This window comes from Variovorax trehalosi, assembly GCF_051216415.1.
In the GTDB taxonomy this organism is placed as follows: Bacteria; Pseudomonadota; Gammaproteobacteria; order Burkholderiales; family Burkholderiaceae_C; genus Variovorax.
The window spans coordinates 1,042,196-1,065,978 of record NZ_JBPJZG010000001.1 but is presented as its reverse complement, the minus strand read 5'-3'; the positions used below and the strand labels follow the sequence as shown (position 1 = coordinate 1,065,978).

The 23,783-nt window shown below is 66.1% G+C and carries 17 protein-coding genes and 4 tRNA genes; 8 read left to right on the top strand and 13 right to left on the bottom strand.

Going from position 1 to position 23,783, the window contains the following annotated elements; all coding sequences use genetic code 11:
* Positions 1-7: 7 nt before the first annotated feature.
* The 4 genes from ACSFA7_RS04985 to ACSFA7_RS04970 all read left to right on the top strand — a co-directional run bounded on the left by ACSFA7_RS04985 (position 8) and on the right by ACSFA7_RS04970 (position 5,455).
* Entirely contained in the window at positions 8-1,561 is a 1,554-nt protein-coding gene (locus ACSFA7_RS04985) for a fumarate hydratase (protein WP_435498351.1), read from the top strand.
* A gap of 4 nt (positions 1,562-1,565) precedes the next feature.
* Positions 1,566-2,363: a glutamate racemase gene (gene murI / locus ACSFA7_RS04980; RefSeq protein WP_435498350.1), complete on the top strand. Its 798-nt coding sequence runs from the start codon at positions 1,566-1,568 to the stop codon at positions 2,361-2,363.
* A gap of 13 nt (positions 2,364-2,376) precedes the next feature.
* Positions 2,377-3,159 carry a PA3715 family protein gene (locus ACSFA7_RS04975; RefSeq protein WP_435498349.1) on the top strand — a complete coding sequence of 261 codons (783 nt, stop codon included), beginning with the start codon at positions 2,377-2,379 and terminating at the stop codon, positions 3,157-3,159.
* An 88-nt stretch (positions 3,160-3,247) separates the two neighbouring features.
* Complete coding sequence (locus ACSFA7_RS04970) at positions 3,248-5,455, top strand: Ig-like domain-containing domain (protein WP_435498348.1); 2,208 nt, start codon at positions 3,248-3,250, stop codon at positions 5,453-5,455.
* 1 nt (position 5,456) lies between these two features.
* Here ACSFA7_RS04970 and ACSFA7_RS04965 read toward each other — a convergent pair whose 3' ends face one another.
* The 13 genes from ACSFA7_RS04965 to ACSFA7_RS04905 form a co-directional block, all read right to left on the bottom strand.
* Positions 5,457-6,761, bottom strand: a complete 1,305-nt coding sequence (locus tag ACSFA7_RS04965) for an MFS transporter (protein WP_435498347.1) — start codon at positions 6,759-6,761, stop codon at positions 5,457-5,459.
* Between the two features lie 29 nt (positions 6,762-6,790).
* A complete protein-coding gene (locus ACSFA7_RS04960) occupies positions 6,791-7,432 on the bottom strand; it encodes a DUF6806 family protein (RefSeq protein ID WP_206178930.1) in 642 nt (213 codons plus the stop codon).
* A gap of 22 nt (positions 7,433-7,454) precedes the next feature.
* Positions 7,455-7,546, bottom strand: a tRNA-Leu gene (locus tag ACSFA7_RS04955).
* Positions 7,547-7,644: 98 nt separating this feature from the next.
* Positions 7,645-7,718, bottom strand: a tRNA-Cys gene (locus tag ACSFA7_RS04950).
* A gap of 63 nt (positions 7,719-7,781) precedes the next feature.
* Positions 7,782-7,857 (bottom strand) — tRNA-Gly (locus tag ACSFA7_RS04945).
* Positions 7,858-7,911: 54 nt separating this feature from the next.
* Positions 7,912-10,353 (bottom strand): endopeptidase La, encoded by a 2,442-nt coding sequence (lon, locus tag ACSFA7_RS04940; RefSeq protein WP_435498346.1) that lies wholly within the window; start codon positions 10,351-10,353, stop codon positions 7,912-7,914.
* A 10-nt stretch (positions 10,354-10,363) separates the two neighbouring features.
* The gene (gene clpX, locus ACSFA7_RS04935) at positions 10,364-11,629 is read right to left on the bottom strand and encodes an ATP-dependent Clp protease ATP-binding subunit ClpX (protein ID WP_435498345.1); all 1,266 of its coding nucleotides are present in this window, start codon (positions 11,627-11,629) and stop codon (positions 10,364-10,366) included.
* A 120-nt stretch (positions 11,630-11,749) separates the two neighbouring features.
* A complete protein-coding gene (clpP, locus tag ACSFA7_RS04930; protein ID WP_013541834.1) occupies positions 11,750-12,358 on the bottom strand; it encodes an ATP-dependent Clp endopeptidase proteolytic subunit ClpP in 609 nt (202 codons plus the stop codon).
* 113 nt (positions 12,359-12,471) lie between these two features.
* The gene (gene tig, locus ACSFA7_RS04925; protein WP_435498344.1) at positions 12,472-13,791 is read right to left on the bottom strand and encodes a trigger factor; all 1,320 of its coding nucleotides are present in this window, start codon (positions 13,789-13,791) and stop codon (positions 12,472-12,474) included.
* Positions 13,792-13,817: 26 nt separating this feature from the next.
* Positions 13,818-13,904 (bottom strand) — tRNA-Leu (locus ACSFA7_RS04920).
* Positions 13,905-14,017: 113 nt separating this feature from the next.
* Positions 14,018-17,176 (bottom strand): efflux RND transporter permease subunit, encoded by a 3,159-nt coding sequence (locus tag ACSFA7_RS04915; RefSeq protein ID WP_435498343.1) that lies wholly within the window; start codon positions 17,174-17,176, stop codon positions 14,018-14,020.
* A complete protein-coding gene (locus ACSFA7_RS04910) occupies positions 17,173-18,363 on the bottom strand; it encodes an efflux RND transporter periplasmic adaptor subunit (protein WP_435498342.1) in 1,191 nt (396 codons plus the stop codon). Before ACSFA7_RS04910 ends, ACSFA7_RS04915 begins: the two co-directional genes overlap by 4 nt.
* Before the next feature lie 119 nt (positions 18,364-18,482).
* The gene (locus tag ACSFA7_RS04905) at positions 18,483-20,327 is read right to left on the bottom strand and encodes a potassium transporter Kup (RefSeq protein ID WP_435498894.1); all 1,845 of its coding nucleotides are present in this window, start codon (positions 20,325-20,327) and stop codon (positions 18,483-18,485) included.
* Between the two features lie 148 nt (positions 20,328-20,475).
* Between ACSFA7_RS04905 and hpnC the strand changes: the two genes are divergently transcribed.
* From hpnC to ACSFA7_RS04885, 4 genes are read left to right on the top strand one after another with little or no spacing between them, the layout of a single operon-like run.
* Positions 20,476-21,390, top strand: coding sequence for a squalene synthase HpnC (gene hpnC / locus ACSFA7_RS04900; protein WP_435498341.1), 915 nt, complete (start codon positions 20,476-20,478; stop codon positions 21,388-21,390).
* Positions 21,387-22,226: a presqualene diphosphate synthase HpnD gene (gene hpnD, locus ACSFA7_RS04895; protein WP_206178924.1), complete on the top strand. Its 840-nt coding sequence runs from the start codon at positions 21,387-21,389 to the stop codon at positions 22,224-22,226. Before hpnC ends, hpnD begins: the two co-directional genes overlap by 4 nt.
* Positions 22,223-23,482: a hydroxysqualene dehydroxylase HpnE gene (gene hpnE, locus ACSFA7_RS04890; protein ID WP_435498340.1), complete on the top strand. Its 1,260-nt coding sequence runs from the start codon at positions 22,223-22,225 to the stop codon at positions 23,480-23,482. Before hpnD ends, hpnE begins: the two co-directional genes overlap by 4 nt.
* A complete protein-coding gene (locus ACSFA7_RS04885) occupies positions 23,479-23,781 on the top strand; it encodes a hypothetical protein (RefSeq protein WP_435498339.1) in 303 nt (100 codons plus the stop codon). The genes hpnE and ACSFA7_RS04885 overlap by 4 nt, the downstream gene beginning before the upstream one ends.
* The last annotated feature ends 2 nt before the right edge of the window (positions 23,782-23,783 follow it).

The following is a 23,783-nucleotide window of genomic DNA, read 5'->3' as shown; positions in this document are numbered from 1 at the left end:
CCCCACCATGACGACCACGATCCAGCAGGCCGACCTGATCGAATCGATCAGCGCCGCGCTGCAGTACATCAGCTACTACCACCCCGCCGACTACATCGCCCACCTGGCCCGTGCCTATGAGCGCGAGCAGAGCCCCGCGGCCAAGGACGCCATTGCGCAGATCCTGACCAACAGCAAGATGAGCGCCACGGGCCACCGGCCGATCTGCCAGGACACCGGCATCGTCAACGTGTTCCTCAAGGTGGGCATGGACGTGCGCTGGGGCGGCTTCACCGGCAGCCTGGACGACGCCATCAACGAAGGCGTGCGCCGCGGCTACAACCACCCCGACAACACCCTGCGCGCCTCGGTCGTGGCCGACCCGCAGTTCGACCGCAAGAACACCAAGGACAACACGCCCGCGGTGATCTTCACCGAGATCGTTCCGGGCAACACCGTCGAAGTGACGGTCGCGGCCAAGGGTGGCGGCAGCGAAAACAAGAGCAAGCTCGTGATGCTGAACCCCGGCGACAGCGTGGTCGACTGGGTGCTCAAGACCGTGCCCACCATGGGCGCCGGCTGGTGCCCGCCGGGCATGCTGGGCATCGGCATCGGCGGCACCGCCGAGAAGGCCGCGCTCATGGCCAAGGAAAGCCTGATGGACGACCTGGACATGCACGAGCTGCAGGCCAAGAAGGCCTCGGGCGCCGAACTCACCAAGGTCGAGGCGCTGCGCATCGAGCTGTACGAGAAGGTCAATGCGCTGGGCATCGGCGCGCAGGGCCTGGGCGGCCTGGCCACCGTGCTGGACATCAAGATCAAGATGTACCCGACGCACGCGGCGAGCAAGCCCGTGGCGATGATCCCCAACTGCGCGGCCACCCGCCATGCGCACTTCGTGATGGACGGCAGCGGCGCGGTGTACCTCGATCCGCCGTCGCTGGACCTCTGGCCCGACGTGAACTGGGCGCCCGACGAGAAGAAGAGCAAGCGCGTCAACCTCGACAAGCTCACGCCCGCCGAAGTGGCGAGCTGGAAGCCCGGCGACACGCTGCTCTTGAACGGCAAGATGCTCACCGGCCGCGACGCCGCGCACAAGCGCATCCAGGGCATGCTGGCCAAGGGCGAGAAGCTGCCGGTGGACTTCACAAACCGCGTCATCTACTACGTCGGCCCGGTCGATCCGGTCGGCGACGAAGCCGTGGGCCCCGCCGGCCCGACCACCGCCACGCGCATGGACGGCTTCACCGAGATGATGCTGGCCGAGACCGGCCTGATTGCGATGATCGGCAAGGCCGAGCGCGGCCCGGTCGCGATCGAGGCGATCAAGAAGCACAAGAGCGCCTATCTCATGGCCGTGGGCGGCGCCGCCTACCTGGTGAGCAAGGCCATCAAGACCGCCAAGGTGGTGGGCTTCGAGGACCTGGGCATGGAAGCGATCTATGAATTCGACGTGGTCGACATGCCCGTGACGGTGGCGGTAGACGCGGGCGGCACCAGCGCGCACATCACCGGCCCGGCCGAGTGGCAGAAGCGTATCGCCAGCGGCGAGTTCAAGACCATCATGATGGAAGAGGCCTGAGGCCTTGAAACCGATCGGCGTGTTCGACAGCGGCGTAGGCGGGCTCAGCGTGCTCGCCGCGTTGCGCGCCGAGTTGCCGCGCGAGCGCTTCGTGTATTTCTCGGACGCGGCCTACGCGCCCTATGGCGAGCGCGGCGATGCCTACGTGATCGAGCGGTCACGCAGGGTGACAGAACAGCTGATCGCCGAGCACGGCATCAAGGCGCTGGTCGTTGCCTGCAATACAGCGACGACCGCGGCCATCCACCTGCTGCGTGCGGAACATCCGGCGCTGCCCATCGTGGGCCTGGAGCCCGCGCTCAAACCCGCGGTGGCGACGAGCCGCACCGGCCACATCTCGGTGATGGCCACGCGCGGGACGCTGGCCAGCGCCAAGTACGCGGCCCTGCGCGATTCGTTTGCCGGCTCCGCTGTCGTTCGCTCCGTGCCGTGCGACGGGCTCGTCAAGGCCATCGAAGGCCTCGACACCGAGGCCATCGCGACGCTCTGTGCTCGCTACATGGCGGAGGCCGGCCCCTTCGGCGATACGCCCGGCGAAGTCGACACCGTGGTGCTCGGCTGCACGCACTACCCGCTCGTGAAGAACGAACTCCAGCGCCATGCGCCGCCCACGCTGCGCTTCATCGACACCGGCGCGCCGGTCGCGCAGCAGACGCGGCGCGTGCTGGCGGCCGCCGGCCGTCTCGCGGACGGCGAAGGCGGGCTGATCCTCCAGAGCAGCGGTGACCAGTCCGTGCTCGAAGTGGCCGCCGCGCGCTGGCTGCAAACCTCACCGCAAGGTACAAAGGCGACTTCCGCCTGAAACAACCGCCGTCATGGGCCCCCTTTTGCGCCACGCCCTGCTCCTGCTGTGCCTCTGTGCCACGGGCCTGAGCCATGCCGCCTGCGAAAGCGGCCTCGCCGAGCGCATGCACGCCAAGCTGTATCCCAAGCGCCCGCTCGACGAACGGCTCGCGGCCTGCAAGGTGTGGCCGGCCTTCCCCGGCCGCAGCATCGTGGTGCTACCGATGCCGCGCGAAACCACCGACAAGGGCGCCAAGGTCTTCGACCTCGAGGTGCTGCTGATCCAGCGGCCCGACAACGGCAACACCGAGCGCGACACCGTCATCGGTCGCCTCCTGCAGCCCGAGGCGCTCGACGAGGACGCCACCACCGCGATCCAGGACATCCGCATCGACACCTCGCGCTACGTGCTGGCCTCTGACGCCCGCGCCTTCGGCGTGCGCGTGCGCTATCGCGGCAGCAGCGCACCGTCGAGTCCGCTGGCCAGCGAGACGGTGCGCCTCTACGTGCAGCACGGCAACAAGCTGCGCGAGGTGCTGCAGGAGATCGAGCTCGACCACGACAACGGCGGCTGGGATTCGACCTGCACCGGCCACTTCGAGAAGCTGCGCACCATGCTGTCGGTCGGCAAGGCGACCAGCAACGGCTTTGCCGACCTGCAGCTGTCCCGCACCCTCGTGCAGAGCCATGCGCAGGAGCAGGAAGACCAGGGCTGCATCGAGAAGACGCTTCCTGCAAAGTTCAGCACGGTGACGCTGCGCTACGACGGCGAGCGGTTCAAGGTGCCGAAGTCGCTGCTACAGCAATCCCCCTGACGGGGAGCTGAACGGCGGTGCATTTTCACGGCGCCGTCACACGAAAGTACCAGCATGCGCGGTTTGTCCAGAACAACAACCGCGCACCATGAACTCTCTCTCCGCCTCCCGCATTCCCTTCAAGCCCATGCTGCTCGCCAGTGCTCTCGCTCTCGTACTGGCCGCATGCGGCGGCGGTAGCAACGGAGGCGGCATTGCATTCCCGCCGATCGGTGTCGCGCCTCCGCCCGCCGCTCAGCCGCCCGCGGCGCCGCCGCCGGCACCGGAGCCGGACCAACTGGTCTCCAAGGCGACGTTTACCCCCAACGCCGGTACCACCGAGGGCTCGTCGGACGCATCGACCGCCTTCGCCCTGCCCGACAACTTCATGCTCGTGGCCGATGACGAGGCCAACGTGCTGCGTGTGTACCCACGTGGCGGCGGCGCCGCGGTGAAGGAATGGAGCTACGAGCTCGAGGGCCCGAAGCTCGGCAAGGAGCTCGACCTCGAGGCCGGCACACGCATCGGCGACACGCTGTACCTCACCGGCTCCAACAGCAACAAGAAGGACGGCGGCGATGCAGCCGCGGACCGCTCGCACCTCTTCGCGGTGAAGGTCACAGGCACGGGCGCGGCCACCACGTTCAGCTATGTGGGGCAGTTCTCGCTGCTCGAGGCGCAGTTGATCGCCTGGGACAAGGACAACACCCACGGGCTGGGCGCCAATCACTTCGGCTTTGCCGTGTCCGCTGCGGCGGGCATCGTGCCCGAGCGCGTCGACGGCTTCTCCATCGAAGGCATGACCAGCGCACCGGGCGACAGCGCCCTGTGGCTGGGCTTCCGCGCACCGCAGACGGGCGCGTCAACGCGCGTCAAGGCCCTGATCGTGCCGGTGCAGAACTACGCCGCGCTGGTGGGCGGCACGGCCACGCAGGCGGCGTTCGGCGCACCCATCGAGCTGGAGCTCGGCGGCCGCGGCATCCGCTCGATCGACAAGGGCACGGACGGCAACTACCTGATCGTGGCCGGCCCCGCTGGCGCGGCCAGCCCGGACGTGGACCGCAACTTCGCGCTCTTCTCGTGGAACGGCAATCCGGGCACGGCGCCGGTCGAACTGTCGAACGACCTCGACAAACTGCGCAAGGAAACGGGCGGCAGCTTCGAATCGACCGTTGAAGTGCCGGGTCCGGTGAAGGCCGGCACGCAGGTGCAACTGCTGCTGGACAACGGCGACACCGTCTGGCCGGGCCAGACCGAGGCATCGAAGGACCTCGACGCGGCCGACCAGAAGTTCGACGGCTTTGTCGTGCGCCTGGGCCAGCCGTGGGTGGACACGGCCGGCCCGGCGCTGAAGACCGCCTCGCCCACCGCGGGCCGCGTGGGCGTCAACTTCGACACGTCGATCGTGCTGTCCTTCAACGAGGCGATCCGCCTCGGCGCGGGCAACATCGTGCTGCACAAGGCCGACGGCAGCGTGGTCGAGACCTTCAACGCCGCCAGCCCGGCCGCCCGCGTGCAACTGGCGTTCAACGTACTGACGCTCGTGCCGACCACCAAGCTCACGGCCGACACGGGCTACTACGTGACGGTGGACGCCAATGCCATCACCGACCCCGTCGGCAACGCCTATGCGGGCATCGCTGACGCCACGAAGCAGAGCTTTGTGACGGCCGGCGCGCCGACGCCACTGGTCGCTGGCGACCTGCTGTTCATGGCAGGCAATGCCGAGGCGCCGGATGCCTATGCCTTCGTGCTGCTCAAGGCCGTGAACGGCGGCACGCAAGTGATGTTCACCGACCGCGACCGCGGCAAGGATGGCGTGCTCGAGTTCACTGACATCACGAACGAAACCGCCTTCGTCTGGACCGCCGACCAGAACCTGCCCGCCGGCACCATCGTGACCATCCAGACCGACGTCACGGGCAATCCGATCGCGGACAAGGGCACCACCTTGGGGTCGCCGGGCGGCATCGGCAAGTCCGAGACGGTCTACGCCTTCACGGGTGGCACCATCGAGAACCTGACGCCCGGCAAGGCCGGCAAGATCACGGCGGTCGGCAACTTCCTTGCGAGCCTTACGTTGGGCGGTGCCGCCGGCACCATTCCCGATGCGATCACGACAGCGGGCACGGGCTTCTCTTTCACGGTGTCGCCAGCCAACCAGACCAATGCGATCTACACCGGATCGCTGGACCGCTCGGACCTGGGCGCCTTCGCGGCTCGCGTGAAGAACCCGGCCAACTGGACCATTCGCTATGCACCGGCAGTGGGTTGGCCGCTGACCAACAACAGCCTGTTCGGCGACAAGCTGCCCTGATCTACGAACTGCGCAGCGCGGCCTCGCGGCCGCGCCGCATGTCGATCGGCAGCAGCAACAGCAATCCCGCCACGAACAGCACCGCGGTCGAGAGGATCGCGATGCGCTGGTTGCCGCCGGTGGCCCAGGTGATCGCGCCGAAGCTCAGCGGACCGATGATGCTGGCCAACCGCGTCGCGAAGGTCCAGAGCCCGAAGAACTCCGCCAGCTGCTGCGGCGGCGCGAGATAGCCTGTCATCGCGCGCCCGGCGGACTGGCTCGAGCCCATCGCGAGCCCTGCGATGGCGGCGGCCCACCAAAAGCCTTCCTTCGTGGTCACCACCGAGGCGATCACGCAGACCGCGATCCAGGCCACCAGCGTGGCTGCGAGTGACACCTTGTGGCCGATGCGGTCCTGGATATAGCCGAACGAGAAAGCGCCGATGGCGGCGGCGACGTTGAGCACGAAGATCAGCACCATCGTCTCGCTCGCGACGAAGCCGATCACCTGCTCGGCATAGATCGCCGCCAGCGTGATCGCGACCGCCACGCCGCCCTGGTAGCAGACGGTGCAGACCAGCAGCCACATGAAGTCGCGGTAGGCGCGTGCCTGGCGGTAGGTGGCGCGCAGTTGCTGCCATGCGCCGAGTTCATCGCCCGCTGTTTTTGGCTCTGCCCGCTCAGGCAGCAGCGCGAAGGTGGCGCATGCCGCGGCGCCATAGATCGCGGCCGTGATGACCATCGTGACCGGCACGAAGTGCGAAGCCGGCAGACCCCTTGCCTGCGACCACAGCACGTAGGCCAGGCAGATGCCGAGCGTCAGCATGCCGCCGACGTAGCCGAAGCTCCAGCCCCATCCACTCACCTTCCCCATGCCTTCAGGCGTTGCGAGTTCGGGCAAAAAGGCGCCCGTGAGGGACTCGCCGTAGGAATAGAAGGCGTTGGAAACGATCACCAGCGCCATGGCCAGTGCAACACTGCCCGAGGCACCTGCAAAGCGCGGCGTGAGCGCCAGCGCGGCCGTGGCCAGCACGCAGCCGGTGGTGGCGATGACCAGCACGCGCTTCTTGGCGCCGCGCAGATCGGCCCAGGCGCCGATAGCGGGCATCGTGAGCATCACGATGGCGTAGGAGATGCTGAGTGCCGCAGTCCACGCGAAAGCGGCCCAGGGCGCGCCCTTCGCGATGCCACCCACGAAGTAGGCGGCGAAGACCGCCGTGATGACGACCGTCGTGTAGCCCGAGTTGGCGAAGTCGTACATCGCCCAGCCGAACACCTCGCGCTTGCGCACGCCCGGGCGCAGCGCGGAGGCGGGAAACAGGGCCATGCGGCCTTGCGTCGGGCGAGCGGTTGGGGTTAGTGCAGGTGGCGAGGACGGCGACCGCCGCCGTGGCCACCGCCGCTTCCGCCGCTGCCGGGACCACCCGTGCCGCGCGGGCGCTTGCCGATCTCGAGCGAGTTCACGAGCGCATCGAAACGGTCGCTGAAGAGGCGATCGATCTCGGCGACCACACCACCCAGCTCGGCGCCGTCGAAGTGACGCTCCATGAGGTTGACGACGTCTTCCACCAGCAGGTCGCGCTGCACCTGCATGATCGCGGCCGGGTTGGGGCCGACGAAGAGCATCAGGAAATCGTCGCGCGATTCTTCGTCGGGATCGCCCTCTTCCTCGTCGAAGTCGGTGTCGTAGAAGGTGACCTCGATGGCGGCGCCGCGGTCCGAGAGTTCGTTCAGGGCCATGCACATTTCGTCGAGCGCCTGGCGGAAGTCTTCGTCGCCGGGCACAGTCCAGCAGATCTGCAGCGTGTGGTCCTTCTGCTCGAAGCGGATGCCGGGTTCTTCTTCGTAGGTGCTGGTGGCGCCGTCGGCGAGCGACTTGGCGCCTGCATATTTCCAGAGCGGCTTGAGCGCTTCCTGGATCTGCTCGAAGCTCACGTCCGGACGCAATGGCACGTCGCCATGCACATGGATTTCAAATGGAGCGTTGTAGCGAGGCATCGAATGCTCCTTTTTCTATATGTGGTACCCGGAACGGGGGTCGAACCCGTATGCCCCGATCAAGGAAGCGGCGGATTTTAAGTCCGATGTGTCTACCAATTTCACCATCCGGGCGTCAGGTTGAACATCGACGATAACCCAAACGAAACAAGCCCCGGCAACGGTGGTTGGCGGGGCGTGTTTGTCGGATCGAATCGTGTCTAACGAGAAGGTGGAGGCGCGACCCGGAGTCGAACCGGGCTAGACGGATTTGCAATCCGTTGCATAACCGCTTTGCTATCGCGCCACGCAGAAAAACGAAACCGAACTTGCGAAAAAAAGGGAAGCATTTGCTTCCCTTTTTCAAAACTGGAGCGGGAAAAGAGTCTCGAACTCTCGACCTCAACCTTGGCAAGGTTGCGCTCTACCAACTGAGCTATTCCCGCGTTTCGAGCCTCGAATTATATACCAGTTTTTCGGGGCTCGGCAAATTGACACGATCAATGTTTGACCGGCCCCTCGGAAGCCGGCGCACCAGCACGCTGCTTGGCCAACTCGGCCACGGCAGCCGCAGAGGCTGCAACCTCTTCGTCCGACAGCGGCTCGGGCATCTTCTCGAGCGCGATCTCCAGCACCTTGTCGATCCACTTCACGGGCACGATCTCCAGGCCGTTCTTCACGTTCTCGGGGATGTCCTGCAGGTCCTTGGCGTTCTCTTCAGGGATCAGCACGGTCTTGATGCCACCGCGCAATGCGGCGAGCAGCTTTTCCTTCAGTCCGCCGATGGCCGTGACTTCGCCGCGCAGCGTGATCTCGCCCGTCATCGCCACATCGCCGCGCACCGGAATGCCGGTGAGCGCCGACACGAAGGCGGTCGTCATCGCGGCACCCGCACTCGGGCCGTCCTTGGGCGTTGCGCCGTCGGGCACGTGGATGTGGATGTCGCGCTTCTCGAACATCTCGTCCTTGATGCCCAGGCGGCGCGAGCGGCTGCGCACCACGGTGCGTGCGGCCTCGACCGATTCCTTCATCACGTCGCCCAGCGATCCGGTGCGGCTGATCACGCCCTTGCCGGGCATGGTGACCGCCTCGATCGTCAGCAGATCGCCGCCGACTTCGGTCCATGCGAGGCCGACCACCTGGCCGACCTGGTTCTGCTTCTCGGCGAGGCCGAAGCTGTACTTGCGCACGCCCAGGAAATCGTTGAGGTTCGATCCATCGACCGTGACCTTCGGCGTCATCTGCTTGAGCAACAGGCCCTTGACCACCTTGCGGCAGATCTTGGACAGCTCGCGCTCGAGCGAACGCACGCCAGCTTCACGCGTGTAGTAGCGAACGATGTCGCGCACGGCCTCTTCGGTGACCAGGAGTTCTTCTTCCTTGACGCCGTTGTTCTTCAGCTGCTTGGGCAGCAGGTACTTGATCGCGATGTGCGTCTTCTCGTCCTCGGTGTAGCCCGAGAGGCGAATGACTTCCATGCGGTCCAGCAACGCCGGCGGAATGTTCATCGAGTTCGAGGTGGCGACGAACATCACGTCGCTCAGGTCGAAGTCGACTTCCACGTAGTGGTCGCCGAAGGTGTGGTTCTGCTCGGGGTCGAGCACTTCGAGCAGCGCACTCGACGGGTCGCCGCGGAAGTCGGTGCCCAGCTTGTCGATTTCGTCGAGCAGGAACAGCGGATTGCGCGTGCCGATCTTGCTCAGCCCCTGCAGCACCTTGCCCGGCAGCGCGCCGATGTAGGTGCGGCGATGGCCGCGGATCTCGGCTTCGTCGCGCATGCCGCCCAGCGCCATGCGGGTGTACTTGCGGCCGGTCGCCTTCGCGATCGACTGCCCCAGCGAGGTCTTGCCGACACCCGGCGGGCCCACGAGGCACAGGATGGGTGCCTTCACCTTGTCGACGCGTTGCTGCACCGCGAGATATTCAAGGATGCGGTCCTTGACCTTCTCGAGGCCGTAGTGGTCGGCATTCAGCACCGCCTCGGCATTGGCCAGGTCGTGCTTGATCTTGGTCTTCTTGCTCCAGGGCAGGCCGATGAGCACGTCGATGTAGTTGCGCACCACGGTCGCTTCTGCCGACATGGGCGACATCAGCTTGAGCTTCTTGAGTTCGCCCTCGGCCTTCTTGAGGCCTTCCTTGGACATCTTGGCGAGCTTGATCTTCTTCTCGATCTCCTCGATGTCCGCGCCCTCTTCGCCTTCGCCGAGCTCCTTCTGGATGGCCTTGACCTGCTCGTTGAGATAGAAGTCGCGCTGGTTCTTCTCCATCTGGCGCTTCACGCGGCCGCGGATCTTCTTGTCGACGTTGAGGATGTCGACTTCGCGCTCGAGCTGGCCGAACAGGTTCTCCAGGCGCGCCTTGACGTCGTCCAGATCGAGCACGGCCTGCTTGTTGTCCAGCTTGAGCGGCAGGTGGGCGGCGATGGTGTCGGCCAGGCGGCCGGCATCGTCGATGCTCGAGATCGAAGTCAGGATCTCGGGCGGGATCTTCTTGTTCAGCTTGACGTACTGGTCGAACTGCTGCATCACGGCGCGGCGCAGGGCCTCGACCTCGGTGCCCTTCTCGCCGCCTTCGGTCGCCTCGACGGGCGTCACGTTGGCCGTGAAATGCGTTTCGCCGTCATCGATGCGGTTCACGCGTGCGCGCTGCTGGCCCTCGACCAGCACCTTCACCGTGCCGTCGGGCAGCTTGAGCATCTGCAGGATGGTCGAGACGCAGCCGACCTCGAACATGTCCTCGACCGAGGGCTCGTCCTTGGCGGCGGCCTTCTGGGCCACCAGCATGATGCGGCGCTCGGCCTCCATGGCCAGTTCGAGCGCCTTGATGCTCTTGGGGCGTCCCACGAAGAGCGGGATCACCATGTGGGGAAACACAACGACGTCGCGCAGCGGGAGCAGCGGCAGGTCGAGTGCTTCGGGAGGCAGGGGGGTATGACCAGACATGCGAAATCCTTTACGCCTTTTTCGCCGCTTCGCGGTACACGAGCAGCGGTGGCTTGTTTTCGTCGATGGTCGATTCCTCGACCACCACCTTGTCGACATTGGTCGCGTTCGGCAATTCGAACATGGTGTCGATCAGCGACTGTTCAAGGATCGAACGCAGGCCCCGTGCACCGGTCTTGCGGGCCAGGGCCTTGCGTGCAATTGCCTTGAGCGCTGCCGGGCGAATCTCGAGGTCCACGCCCTCCATTTGAAGGAGCTTGGTGAACTGCTTGACCACCGCATTCTTGGGCTCGGTCAGGATCTGGACCAACGCGTCCTCGCTGAGTTCCGCAAGCGATGCAACCACAGGCATGCGGCCCACAAGTTCGGGAATCAGGCCGAACTTGATCAGGTCTTCGGGTTCGACTTCGCGGAACACTTCGGTGATGCTGCGCTGCGCCTTGCTCTTGACCGTAGCACCGAAGCCGATGCCCGAGGCCTCGGTGCGGTTTTCGATGACCTTCTCCAGGCCCGCGAACGCGCCGCCGCAGATGAACAGGATGTTGGTCGTGTCGATCTGCAAAAAGTCTTGATTCGGGTGCTTGCGCCCGCCCTGGGGCGGCACGCTGGCCATGGTCCCTTCGATGAGCTTGAGCAGGGCCTGCTGCACGCCCTCGCCCGACACGTCGCGCGTGATCGAGGGGTTGTCGGACTTGCGCGAGATCTTGTCGATTTCGTCGATGTAGACGATGCCGCGCTGGGCGCGCTCGACTTCATAGTTGCAGCTTTGCAGCAGCTTCTGGATGATGTTCTCGACGTCTTCGCCCACGTAGCCGGCTTCGGTCAGCGTGGTGGCGTCGGCCATCACGAACGGCACGTCGAGCATGCGCGCGAGCGTTTGCGCCAGCAGCGTCTTGCCCGAGCCCGTCGGGCCGATCAAAAGGATGTTGCTCTTGCTGAGCTCGACGTCCTCGCCCTTGGCCTTTTCCTTGTGGCGCAGGCGCTTGTAGTGGTTGTAGACCGCCACCGACAACATGCGCTTGGCCGGCTCCTGGCCGATCACGTAGTTGTCGAGGTTGGTCTTGATCTCCAGCGGCGTCGGCAGGTCGCTGCGCGCTTCGCGCGCTTCTTCACCAGCCGGCAGTTCGTCGCGGATGATTTCGTTGCAGAGGTCGATGCACTCGTCGCAGATGAAGACCGAAGGGCCCGCGATCAGCTTCTTGACCTCATGCTGGCTCTTGCCGCAGAACGAGCAATAAAGCGTTTTTTCGCTGGAAGAGCCTTTTTTTTCGGCCATGGACAGGTGCCTCGTGACAGGGTATGGACAATGATAACTAAACAAAAACGGCGTTTCCCGTGTGGAAAACGCCGTCTTTTGCCTTTTGCGCCCTATGACGCTATTTGGCGCCGGGCAGCTTCAACCGCGCTTGGCAACAACCTGGTCGACCAGACCGTAGTCCTTGGCCTCGTCGGCCGTGAGGAAGTAGTCGCGCTCAGTATCGGTCTTGACCTTTTCCAGCGGCTGGCCGGTGCGTTCGGCCAGGATACGGTTCATCTGGTCCTTGGTGCGCAGGATGTCGCGCGCATGGATCTCGATGTCGGTGGCCTGGCCACGTGCACCGCCCAGAACCTGGTGGATCATGACCTTCGAATTGGGCAGCGAGAAACGCTTGCCCTTCTCGCCGGCCGCCAGCAGGAAGGCACCCATGCTGGCCGCGAAGCCCAGGCACATGGTCGACACGTCGGGCTTGATGAACTGCATGGTGTCGTAGATCGCCATGCCGGCGCTCACGCTGCCACCGGGGGAGTTGATGTAGAAGGAAATGTCCTTCTCCGGGTTCTCGCTCTCCAGGAACAGCAGTTGGGCCACCACGAGGTTGGCGGTCTGGTCGTTGACCTCGCCCACCAGGAACACGATGCGCTCCTTCAGGAGGCGCGAATAGATGTCATAGGACCGCTCGCCACGGCCCGACTGCTCGACGACCATCGGGACCATGCCGAGGCCTTGAATTTCGTTTGCGATCATGAATTAGCTCTCCGGAAGATGAATCGTTCGCTGTGTATGAACTGTACGCCTGAGTGAAATGGGGCTCGTGCCGCAAAGCACAAGCCCCATTGGCGTTGCGGTCAGCGACAGGATCAGCCTTGCTGTTGCTGCGCCATCAGTTCGTCGAACGACACCGACTTCTCGTTGACCTTGGCCTTGCCGAGCACGAAATCGGTCACGTTGTTCTCGATGACGACGGCTTCGACTTCCGCCAGGCGGTTGTTGTCGCTGAAGTACCAGCGCACCACGTCGGCCGGCTTTTCGTAGCTGGCGGCCAGTTCGTCGATGTGGGCCTTGATCTGCTCGGGCTTGGCCTGCAGGTTGTTGGCGCGCACCAGCTCGGCGACCACGAGGCCCAGGCGCACGCGGCGCTCGGCTTGCGGACGGAACACTTCGTCGGGGATCGGCGCCTTGTCGGCGTCCTTGATGCCGCGCTGCTTGAGCTCGGCGCGGGCGCCTTCGATCATGCGGCTGACTTCCGATTGCACGCTGGCGTTCGGCAGGTCGAGCTCGGCGTTGGCAACCAGCGCGTCCATCACGGCGTTCTTGTTGCGGGCCAGCAGGCGGAACTTCACTTCGCGTTCGAGATTGCGCTTGATGTCGGCACGCAGGCCTTCGACGGTGGCTTCGGCGATGCCGAGCGACTTGGCCAGTTGTTCGTTGACTTCAGGCAGGTGCGAGGCTTCGATCTTCTTCACGGTGACCATGAAGTCGGCCTGCTTGCCGGCCACGTCTTTGCCGTGGTAATCGGCCGGGAACGACAGTGGGAAGGTGCGGCTGTCGCCGGACTTCATGCCGCGCACCGCGTCTTCGAATTCCTTGAGCATCTGGCCTTCGCCGACCACGAACTGGAAGTCTTCGGCCTTGCCGCCCTGGAAGGGCTCGCCGTCGATCTTGCCTTCGAAGTCGACCGTGACACGGTCGTCGTCTTGCGCCACGGCGTCTTGCGCGCGCTGGGCGAAGGTGCGGCGTTGCTTGCGCAGGATGTCGAGCGTCTTGTCGATCGCGTCGTCGCCCACTTCGGCCGAGAGCTTCTCGACCTCAGCGCCCGACAGGTCGTTGATCTTGACTTCGGGGAACACTTCGAACACCGCGTCGAAGGCCAGTTCGCCCTCGGGCGACTCTTCCTTCTCGGTGATGCGGGGCTGGCCGGCCACGCGCAGCTTGGCTTCGTTGGCGGCTTGCGAGAAGGCTTCGCCGACCTTGTCGTTCATGACTTCGTAGTGCACCGAGTAGCCATAGCGCTGGGCCACGACGTTCATCGGCACCTTGCCGGGACGGAAGCCGTCCATCTTGACGGTGCGCGCGAGCTTCTTGAGGCGCGAATCGACTTCGTTCTGGATGGTGCCGACCGGCAGGGTCAGCGTGATCTTGCGTTCGAGCTTCTCGAGAGTTTCAACGGTCACGGTCATGGTGTCTTCCTTGTGAGGGGTGTGGCTGGTGCGCGGGGCCGGACTCGAACCGGCACGTTCTTGCGAACGTCAGGACCTAAACCTGGTGCGTCTACCAATTTCGCCACCCGCGCGATGCCAATTTTTCAGGTGAATGCAAAGGCGGACGGCCCTGGTGCCGCAAACACCCGATACCGGATACCTGCAACCCAAAGACCGCCCGCCTGAAATCGGTCAACCGCGCATTTTAAACGCTAATCAGGGCCTCTTTTGGCCCCCGCTTGACGCGGAATGCAGCGGCATACATTGCCGGCAGTGCCAGAAGGGTCAATACGGTGGCCACGATCAGCCCGCCCATGATGGCCACGGCCATCGGCCCCCAGAACACGCTGCGCGAGAGCGGAATCATCGCCAGCACCGCCGCGGCCGCCGTCAGCACGATGGGGCGCAGGCGCCGCACCGCCGACTCGACGATCGCGTCCCAGGCCGGCACACCGGCCGCCCGGTCGCTCTCGATCTGGTCGATCAGGATCACCGCGTTGCGCTGGATCATGCCCATGAGCGCGATCACACCCAGCAGCGCCACGAAGCCAAATGGCCGGTCGAGCACCAGCAGCGCACCGGCGACACCCGCAATGCCCATCGGCCCGGTGATGAACACCAGCAGCGAGCGGCTGAAGCTGTGCAGCTGCAGCATCAGCAGCGTGAACACCAGGAACAGCATGATCGGCACGCCCGCCACGATGGAGGCCGAGCCCTTGCTGCTTTCCTCGACCGCGCCCGCCACTTCGATGCGGTAGGCGCCCTGCCCGGCCGCGAGCCAGCCGGCCTCGAGCTGGCGCAGCTTGGGCAGCAGCTCGGCGGTCACGGTTGCGCCCTGCAGGCCTTCGACCACGTCGCCCTGCACAGTGATCGCGTAATCGCGGTTCTCGCGCCACATCACGCCGGGTTCCCAGGTGAACACCGGCCGTGCGATCTGCGTGAGCGGAATCGAGCGGCCCGAGGTCGTCGGGATGTAAGCGTTGCCGATGTCCGAGATGGCTTCGCGTTCGTCCGGTGACTGGCGCAGCACGATGTCGATCAGCAAATCGTTCTCGCGGTACTGGCCCACGGTGGTGCCGCTGAACATCGTGCGCGAGGCCTGCGCGATGGCCTGGCTCGTCACGCCGAGTGCGCGCGCCTTGGCCTGGTCGATCTCCAGGCGGATCACCTTCACCGACTCGTTCCAGTTGTCGTTCACGCCGCGCATGTTGGCGTTCTCGCGCAGCACCGCCTTCACCTCGTCGGCGTGGGCGCGCAGTTGCGCGGGCTCGGTGCCGATCACGCGGAACTGCACCGGGTACGGCACCGGCGGCCCGTTGGGCAGCAGCTTGACGCGGCCTCGCACCTCGGGGAATTCCTCGGCCAACAGGGCCGGCAAGCGCAGCCGCAGCCGCTCGCGCACCTTCAGGTCCTTGGCGAGCACGATGAGCTGCGACACATTGGTCTGTGGGAACACCTGGTCCAGCGGCAGGTAGAAGCGCGGCACGCCCGAGCCGACCCAGGTGCTCACGGTCTTGACGCCCTCTTCCTTCATCACGCGCTGCTCGACGCGCTTGGCCACCTCTTCGTTGGCCGCGAACGAGGTGCCTTCGGGGAACCAGATGTCCACCATGATTTCAGGCCGGCTCGAATCGGGGAAGAACTGCTGCTGCACCTTGCCCATGCCGAAGATGCCGAGCGCGAACACCAGCACCGTCGCGCCAATGGTCAGCCACCGGTGCTGCACGCACCAGTCCACCGCATGTCGGAAGCCGTTGTAGAACGGCGTGTCGAACAGCTCGTGCGGCGGCGCATCGGGATCGTGAGGCTTCACCTTGAGCAGCAGCGTGCCCAGGTACGGCACGAAATACACCGAGACGATCCACGACAGCACCAGCGCGATCACCGTCACCGCGAAGATCGCGAAGGTGTACTCGCCCGTCACCGACTTCGCCAGGCCGATCGGCAAGAAGCCGGCCGCCGTGATGAGCGTGCCCGTGAGCATCGGCTTTGCCGTGACGTCGTAGGCATAGGTGGCGGCACGGGCCTTGTCGTAGCCCTCTTCCATCTTCCGCACCATCATCTCGACCGCGATGATCGCATCGTCCACCAGGAGGCCGAGCGCGATGATCAGCGACCCCAGCGATATCTTGTGCAGCCCGATGCCGAAGTAGTTCATCGCGAGGAAGGTCACCGCCAGCACCAGCGGAATGGTGATCGCCACCACCAGCCCCGGGCGCACGTCGATGTACCAGCCGAAGCGCCCGCCCTTGTGCAGGCCGAGCGCGATGATGCTCACGGCCAGCACGATGGCCACGGCCTCGATCAGCACGCCGACGAATTCGTTCACCGAGCTGGCCACCGACACCGGCTGGTCCTGCACCTGCGCGAGCTTCACGCCGATGGGCAGGCGCTGGTCGATCTGCGCCGTCGCCACTTTCAGCGCCTTGCCCAGCGCGATGATGTCGCCCCCCTTGGCCATGGAGACGCCCAGCGCGATCACTTCCTTGCCCTGGTGGTGCACCTTGACGGCCGGCGGATCGACGTAGCCGCGGTGGATCTCGGCGATGTCGCCCAGCTTCAGCTGGTTGCCCGAAGTGCCGCGGATCGGCATCTCGCGCAGCTGGTCGACGCTGGTGAACTGGCCCGCCACGCGCACCTGCACCACGTCGAGCGGCGACTGGATGGTGCCGGCGCTTTCCACCGCATTCTGCGAGCCGAGCTGCGCAAGCACCGCGTTGAAATCGAGCCCCAGTTGCGCGAGGCGCTTTTGCGAGATCTCGATGTAGACCTTCTCGTCCTGCACGCCGAACTGGTCGACCTTGGCCACGTCCTTCACCCGCAGCAGCTGCTGGCGGGTTTCGTCGGCCAGCGTCTTGAGTTCGGCGTAGCTGAAGCCTTCGCTTTCCAGCGCGTAGATCACGCCATAGACGTCGCCGAAATCGTCATTGAAGAACGGCCCCTGCACGCCAGGCGGCAGCGTGTTGCGCATGTCGCCGATCTTCTTGCGCACCGTGTACCAGACGTTGGCCACGTCCGCGGCCTTCGAGGAATCCTTGATCTGGAAAATGATCTGCGACTCGCCCGGCTTCGAATAGCTGCGGATCTTGTCGGCATACGGCGCCTCCTGCAGCGTGCGTTCGAGCTTGTCGGTGACCTGCTCGGCCACCTGCTGCGCGGTCGCGCCGGGCCAGTAGGTGCGCACCACCATCGCGCGGAAGGTGAACGGCGGGTCTTCGTCCTGCCCGAGCTGGAAGTACGCAAAGGCGCCCAGCACCATCAGCACCACCATCAGGTAGCGCGTGAGGGGCGCGTGGTCCAGCGCCCATTTGGAGAGATTGAAGCCGGCGGGCTTGTCGGTGGGGTTCTCTGCGCCGTCCGTCATTTGGCGGCACCTGCAGCGATCTCCTTCTTGTTTGCGGCGACAGGCTCGACGGCCTGCACGACGTCCTTCGCGTTGGCGGCGGCCGCGGCCGCCTCCTTGGACTGGTAGATGGTGACCTTCTGGCCTGGCGAGAGCACGTGCACGCCGGCGGCGACAACCATCATTCCTGGCGAGAGACCCGCACCGATCACGGCTTCATTGCCGTCGGCCGTTGCCACCTGCACGGTCTGCGAGCGCACCGTCATCGTCGATTTGTCGAGCACCCAGACCGCGGTGCCCTCGCCTTCCTGGCGCAGCGCGCTGGTCGGCAGCTTGATCACCGCGGTGTTGCCGTGCGCCAGCGCCTGCGGGCGCGCGTAGACGGTGGCGCCGAGCGGGGGCGAGGTGGCCGCGTCGATCGCGACCTTGACCGAGAACGTGCGCGTGACCGCATCGGCACTGGCCGCCACTTCGCGCACCTGCCCCTGCAGCTCATTGCCGCCGGACCAGCCGCGCACAGTGACCGGCGAGCCGGGCTTGATCGCCTGAGCACGGTCTTCGGGCACGGCGAACACCACGTCGCGCGCGCCGTCCTGTGCGATGCGCACGACCGGCGTGCCGGCCTGCACCACCTGGCCTGGCTCGGCCTCGATGGCGGTGATGACGCCGGCCACGTCGGCGACGAGCGTCGTGTAGTTGGCCTGGTTGCCCTGCGAGGAGAGTTGGGCCTGCGCCTGTTCGAGCTGCGCCTGGGCGGCTTTCCAGGTGGTTTCGCGGCGCTCGAGCTCGGCGCCGCTGATGAAGTTCTGCTCGCGCAGTTCGCGGTAGCGCTTCAGGTCGGCGGCCGCCAAGTCACGGTTGGTGAGCGCAGCGGCCTGCTGGGCGCGGGCGGCTTCGGCGGCCAGCCTGTAGTCCTGCGGATCGAGCTGGGCCAGCACTTGGCCGGCCTGCACGTGCTGGCCGAGCTCGGCCTGGCGCCGGGTGATCTTGCCCGCCACCCGAAAGCCCACACGCGATTCGACGCGGGCCTGAACCTGGGCCGAGAACTCGGGCTGGGCGTCGAAGTCGCTGGTGCCGACGGTCACCAGCTTCACCGCTCGAACGGGCTCCTCGGCTGCTGGTTTCGGCGAACAGCCGGCCAGAAACAGGGACGGAATCAGCAGCCACAAGGCGCTGCGCACACGGGGAAAAGCGGTGGAGGCGGTCATGAGACACCCAAGAAAGAACAAACCCGGGCCTTTAATGACCCACTGGTTAGTAATCTAGGGTAAACGTTAAATACTGTCAATGACCCGCGGGTCAGTTGACAGGTACTTTCCGGGTACTTTCAGGTCCGCTGGCCCATCTCCACCAGCCGGTTGTCGGGCAACTCGAAGTAGTCCGACGCACGCCCCGCATTGCGCTGCAGCCAGCCGAACAGCACGCGCCGCACCGGGTTCAAGCCCGGCAGGTTTTCCTCGCCCACCGAGGCGCGGGAGACGAAATACGAGGTCTTCATCGAATCGATTGCCAGCGTCTTCTGGTAGGCCAGGATGCGAATGAATTCGGGCACGTCGGGCCGCTCCATGAAGCCGTGGCGCGCGGTGACCACCCAGATGCCTTCCATCAACTGCTCCGCCTCGATGCGGATGCGGGCGTCGACGCGCGGCGTGTCGCAGGCCAGCACGCGCAGCACGATCACCTGGTCGTGCAGCACCTGGTTGTGCTTGAGGTTGTGCAGCAGCGCATGCGGAACCGCCGTGGCATCAGGGTTCAGGAACACCGCGGTGCCGCTGACCCGGTGCGGCATGTGCTGCGCCAGCGATTCGATGAAAGGCCGCAGCGGCAGGCTCTCGGCTGCCGCCGCTTCCAGCCCCAGCCGCCGGCCCTTGGCCCAGGTGGTGAAGACCACCATCACCACGGCCGCCACCGCCAGCGTGAGCCAGCCACCCTCGGCCACCTTCAGGCTGTTGGCGACCACGAAGGTCAGGTCGACCACCGCGAAGGCCACCACGCCCACCACCACCGCCACCTTGTTCCACTTCCACAGCCCCCACGCGACGATGCCCGCGAGCAGCGTGGTCGTCACCATCGTGATCGACACCGCGATGCCGTACGCCGCCGACAGCGCGCCCGAGCTGCGGAAGCCCAGCACCAAGAGCAGCACGCCCACCATCAGCAGCCAGTTCACGGCCGGCACGTAGATCTGCCCGATGGCCGAGCCCGAGGTCTGCACCACCCGCATGCGCGGCAGGTAGCCCATGCGCATCGCGTGTGCGGTGAGCGAGAAGGCGCCCGAAATCACCGCCTGCGAGGCGATCACCGTGGCCATCGCGGCCAGCACCACCATCGGCAGCACGCCCCACGAGGGAAAGAGCCGGAAGAACGGGTTGTCGATGGCCGCCGGGTTCGCCAGCACCAGCGCGCCCTGCCCAAAGTAGTTCAGCACCAGCCCCGGCAGCGCGATGAAGAGCCAGGCCAGGCGGATCGGCTTCGCGCCGAAATGCCCCATGTCGGCATAAAGCGCCTCCCCACCGGTGAACGCCAGGAACACCGCGCCCAGCACCGCGAGCGACTGCGCCCGGTGCTCGATCAGGAAGCCGAAGGCGCGCCGAGGATCGAGCGCCGCCAGCACCTGCGGCTGCTGCAGCACCTGCCAGAGACCCGCCGCGGCCAGCACGATGAACCACAGCAGCATCACCGGCCCGAAGATCTTGCCGACCACGCCCGTGCCCTTCTTCTGCACCATGAAAAGCGCGACAAGAATGACGACCGTGATCGGAATCACCGCCCGCTGCAGCATCGGCGCCTGCACTTCCAGCCCCTCGACCGCCGAGAGCACCGAGATCGCCGGCGTGATCAGGCTGTCGCCGTAGAACATGGCCGCGCCCACCAGGCCCAGCAGGCCGATCACGTTCCACACCCAGGGCCTGGTCTTCGGCCCGGCGACGGCGCTGCGCGCCAGCGCCTGCAGCGCGAGGATGCCGCCCTCGCCGTCGTGGTCGGCGCGCAGCACGAACACCACGTACTTCAGCGTCACCACGAACATCAGGCCCCAGAAGATCAGCGACAGCAGCCCCAGCACCGAGTCGGGCGAGAACGGCACGCCGTGCTCGGGGTTCATCGTTTCCTTGAAGGCGTAGAGCGGCGAGGTGCCGATGTCGCCGAAGACGACGCCGAGCGCCGCGATCATCAATCCGGGTCCCGCCGGATGCCCTGCCCCGCCTTGCGCTGGAATCTGGGCCGTGGAGGCCGGGGCCGGTGCGTTCATGGGCGAGCTGTTCGAAGTGGCAACGCACCGAGCATAGTGCCGAGGGCATCGTGTCGCGGACAATCGTGGCGTGTCCGCCACTCCCCACCTCGCCGCCCCGCCGGCGCACTACGAAAACTTCCCGGTCGCCTCGTGGCTCTGCCCGCCGCACCTGCGCCCGCCGATTGCCGCGATCTACCACTTCGCGCGCACTGCCGACGACATCGCCGACGAAGGCGATGCATCGCCCGACCAGCGCCTGGCCGAGTTGCGCGCCTACCGCGACGAGCTCGCCGCCGCCGCGCAGGGCGAGGCGCTCGCCACGTCGCGCTGGCCGCACGTCTTCGGCCCGCTGGCCCACAGCATCGCGCAATACGGCCTGCCCGAGAACCTGCTGGCCGACCTGCTGAACGCGTTCATGCAGGACATCGAGAAGACCCGCGACCACGGCACCTACGCCGACCGCGCCGAACTCCTCGACTACTGCCGCCGCTCGGCCAACCCGGTCGGACGGCTGCTGCTGCATCTCTATGGCGTGCATGACGCCCAGGCGCTGGCGCAGAGCGATGCCATATGCAGCGCGCTGCAGCTCATCAACTTCTGGCAGGACCCGAGCGTGGACTTGCCCCGCGGGCGCTTCTATTTCCCGCTGACCGACTGCGCCCGGCGCGGGCTCACGCGCGAGCACTTCAAGGTGTTCGAGCCGCTCTCAGCCGCGCCGCCGCCGCAGGAGGCCATCAACCTGGTTTCGGTCGTGTCCTTCTGGGCCCGCGAGCTCATGGACGAAGGCGCGCCGCTGGTGCATCGCCTGCCGGGCCGCGCGGGCTGGGAGCTGCGGCTGGTCGTGCAGGGAGGCCTGCGCATCCTCGACAAGATCACCGACCTGGGCTTCGACACCTTCTCCCAGCGCCCCACCATCGGCAAGGCCGATGCGCCCGTCCTGCTCTGGAAGACGCTGCGGATGCGGAGACAATGGCGCCCCATGAAAGCAGCGCCTCCCCGATGAATCCCGAGCAATACGTGCAAGACAAGGCGGCCGCCTCGGGCAGCAGTTTCTATTACGCCTTCCTGTTCCTGCCCAAGCCCCGGCGCGCCGCGATCACGGCGTTCTATGCCTTCTGCCGCGAGGTCGACGACGTGGTCGACGAGGTCACCGACCCCGGCGTGGCCGCCACCAAGCTCGCCTGGTGGCGCACCGAGGTCGCCCAGGCCTTCGCAGGCACGCCGCGGCATCCGGTGATGCAGGCGCTGATGCCGCACGCCGCGGCCTACGGCATCGAGGCGCGCCAGCTGCTCGAGGTGATCGACGGCTGCCAGATGGACCTGGACCAGACCCGCTACCTCGACTTCCCCGGCCTCGCGCGCTATTGCCACCTGGTGGCCGGCGTGGTGGGCGAGGTCGCGGCGCGCATCTTCGGCCAGACCGATCCGCAGACCACCGCCTACGCCCACAAGCTCGGGCTGGCATTGCAGCTCACGAACATCCTGCGCGACGTGGGCGAAGACGCCTTGCGCGGCCGCATCTACCTGCCGGTCAACGAGCTGCAGCAGTTCGATGTGAAGGCGCACGAGATCCTGAACCGCGTGCACTCGGACCGCTTCGTCGCGCTCATGAAGTTCCAGGCGCAACGCGCGCATGCCGCCTACGACGAGGCGCTCGCCCTGCTGCCGGTGGCCGACCGCCGCACGCAGAAGCCCGGCCTGATGATGGCCAGCATCTACCGCACGCTGCTGCGCGAGATCGAACGCGACGACTTCCAAGTGCTGAACCAGCGCGTGAGCCTGACGCCGGTGCGCAAGTTCTGGCTCGCGTGGAAGGTTCAGGCGCTGGGGCGGATTTGAAGACAGCCGTCGTCGGCGCCGGCTGGGCCGGCCTCGCCTCTGCGGTCGAGGCCACGCGGCTCGGTCATTCCGTCACGCTGTTCGAGGCAGCGCACATGCCGGGCGGACGGGCGCGGCGCGTCGACGACATGCACGGGATGGCGCTGGACAACGGGCAGCACATCCTGATTGGTGCCTACACGGCCACGCTGAAGCTGATGCGCGAAGTGGGCGTCGATGTGGAGAAGGCACTGCATCGCCTGCCACTCTCGCTGCGATTCGCCGACGGCGGTGGGCTCAAGCTGCCGCGGCTGCCTGCGCCGCTCGATCTGCTGGCGGGCATCTTCACGGCGCGCGGCTGGACGTGGCGGGACAAATCCTCGCTGCTGCGCACCGCCGTCGGATGGCGCCTCGGTGGATTCCGCTGCGCGCCCGACACCACGGTGGCCGCGCTCTGCACCGGTCTCACGCCGCGCGTGATGCAGGAGTTGATCGAGCCGCTGTGCGTCTCGGCGCTCAACACGCCGGTGCCCCAATCAAGCGGCGAAGTGTTCCTGCGCGTGCTGCGCGACGCGCTCTTCAGCGGAAGCGGCGGCGCGGACTTGCTGCTGCCGCGTGTGGACCTCGGCGCGCTGTTCCCGGATGCCGCGATGGCGTGGCTGACGAAGCACGGCACAACGCTGCGCATCGGCACGCGCGTGCGGGCCATCGCACCCGAAGCCGGGCAGTGGCTTGTCGACGACGAACCCTTCGACCGGGTCATCCTGGCTTGCGCACCCTGGGATGCCGCGCGCCTCGTTCGTGCATCGGGCTTGCCGGCCGACCGCTGGAGCGAGACCACCGAGGCGTTGCGCTTCGAAGCCATCGCCACGGTCTATGTGCGCGGCGCCTCGAAACTTGCAGAGCCGATGCTGGCCCTGCGCAGCGATCCGGCCACGGCCCCTGCCCAGTTCGTGTTCGACCGCAGTCAGCTCGACGGCCCGGAAGGCGTGCTCGCATTGGTCATCAGCGCCAACGAAGCATCGCGCGAAGTGCTGGAGCAGCAAGTGATCGCGCAAGCCGCAACGCAGTTGGGCCAGGCCTCGCTGGAGATCATCCAGACCGTCGTCGAGAAGCGCGCCACCTTCGCCTGCACGCCTGCGCTCGCCCGGCCACCGATGCGCATCGCGCCCGGCCTGCAAGCCTGCGGTGACTACACCGAAGGCCCCTACCCCGCCACGCTCGAGGGCGCGGTACTCAGCGGGCTGGCCGCTGCCAAGGCATCGACCACCCCATGACCGAACTGCGCTACCTCGACTTCGACTACAGCGAAGACACCGAAGGCCACGGCACATTCGATGCCATGGCTTCGACCGCGCCGGAGAAAGTGCCCGAGGTGCATGCCGAGATCGAACGGATGCTCGCCTGGGCGGAAGCCACGTTTCCGAATGCGCGTGGCGCATTGGACGAAGGCGCGACCTGGGACTGCGACCTGCAGGAAACGCGCGAGGACTCGCGCTTCACCACCCTCACCTTCTCGCTCAGCGGCACTGCGGACTTCTGCGCCGCTTTGCGCGAGCAGTTCGCGCTCGATTGATC